The 1413-nt window shown below is 47.3% G+C and carries 1 protein-coding gene and 1 pseudogene; both read left to right on the forward strand.

The window, feature by feature from the left end; all coding sequences use genetic code 11:
• Window positions 1–70: 70 nt before the first annotated feature.
• Window positions 71–1158 (forward strand): IS3 family transposase gene (locus tag U868_RS0120945; protein ID WP_115660446.1). Its coding sequence is split into 2 segments (ribosomal slippage): window positions 71–323 and window positions 323–1158, totalling 1089 coding nucleotides; the frame shifts between segments, so codons are not numbered across the junction.
• A 30-nt stretch (window positions 1159–1188) separates the two neighbouring features.
• Window positions 1189–1413 (forward strand): annotated as a pseudogene (locus U868_RS26205) (RHS repeat-associated core domain-containing protein); the annotation flags it as partial.

Genomic DNA, 1413 nt, shown 5'->3' on the forward strand with positions numbered 1-1413 from the left:
GGTAATCCCCCCGAAAAACCGGTGTGTTCATAAGTAGAATTTTCTCGTAATCTGAACCGGGGAGAATTCTATGAAGAAAGCACGTTTTACCGACAGTCAGATCATGTCTATCCTGAAACAAGCAGAGGCCGGAACACCGGTAACTGAACTGTGCCGCGAGCACGGCATGAGCAATGCCAGTTTCTATAAGTGGCGTTCACGCTATGGCGGAATGGATGCTTCTATGATGGCCCGCCTCAAAGAGCTGGAAGATGAAAACCGCCGCCTTAAAAAGATGTATGCCGAAGAACGCCTCAAAGCCGAGATCATTCAGGAGGCCATGGCAAAAAAGTGGTAAAGCCATCATGCCGGAAGCTGATGGCGCAGGATGTAGTCAGAAGCCGAAACATCAGTATACGTTTTGCCTGCCGGCTGTTTGCTGTCAGTGAAAGTTGCTATCGTTATCAGCCTAAACTGAATGAAGAAAATCAGGTCATTGCCGACTGGTTGCTCCGCATTACTGACAGTCAACGCAACTGGGGGTTTGGCCTGTGTTTTTTGTACCTGCGCAATGTAAAGGGTCTGCGGTTCAACCACAAAAGGGTGTACCGGATTTACTGCGAGTTATCGCTGAACATGCGCATCAAGCCCAAAAAACGACTGAAGCGGGATAAACCGGAACCACTGATAGTGCCTGAAAGCAGCAATGAATGCTGGTCAATGGACTTTATGCACGATCAGCTATCAGATGGTCGCTCTGTCCGCTTACTGAATGTTATCGATGATTTTAATCGGGAGGCACTGGCCATAGAAGTGGATTTTTCTCTGCCGGCAAGTCGGGTGGTCAGAACTCTGGAGCAACTCATTGAATGGAAGGGAAAACCCGCGGCCATCCGGTGTGATAACGGACCGGAATATACGGGTAACATACTGATATCATGGGCAGCCCAGCAGAATATAATACTTCGCTTTATACAACCGGGTAAACCCCAGCAGAATGCGTATATTGAACGATATAACCGGACAGTGCGTTATGACTGGCTGGGGCAACACCTGTTTGCATCACTGGATGAATTACAAAACTATGCGACCGGATGGCAATGGTTTTATAATCACGAACGACCCAATATGGCGTTGAATGGCTACACACCGATGCAGCATATTCAGCGTATGGCCTGATTCTACTTATTACCTCCGTTAAAAATGGGGGGATTACCCTACAACCGGTTCCGCTATTATGATAAGGACACGGGACAGTACATCAGCCCCGACCCGATAGGGCTGGAAGGCGGCTTTAACCCGTATGGGTATGTGCATTGTCCTACTGGTTTTGTTGATCCGTTTGGGTTGAGTGGAACGTCTAAATTAAATGAATTTCAAAATGCTAATTTTCCAGACCCTGAAAAACTAACTTTGCATTTTAAAAAGCATGGT

This window comes from Morganella morganii H1r (assembly GCF_000633515.1).
Classification (GTDB): domain Bacteria; phylum Pseudomonadota; class Gammaproteobacteria; order Enterobacterales; family Enterobacteriaceae; genus Morganella; species Morganella morganii_B.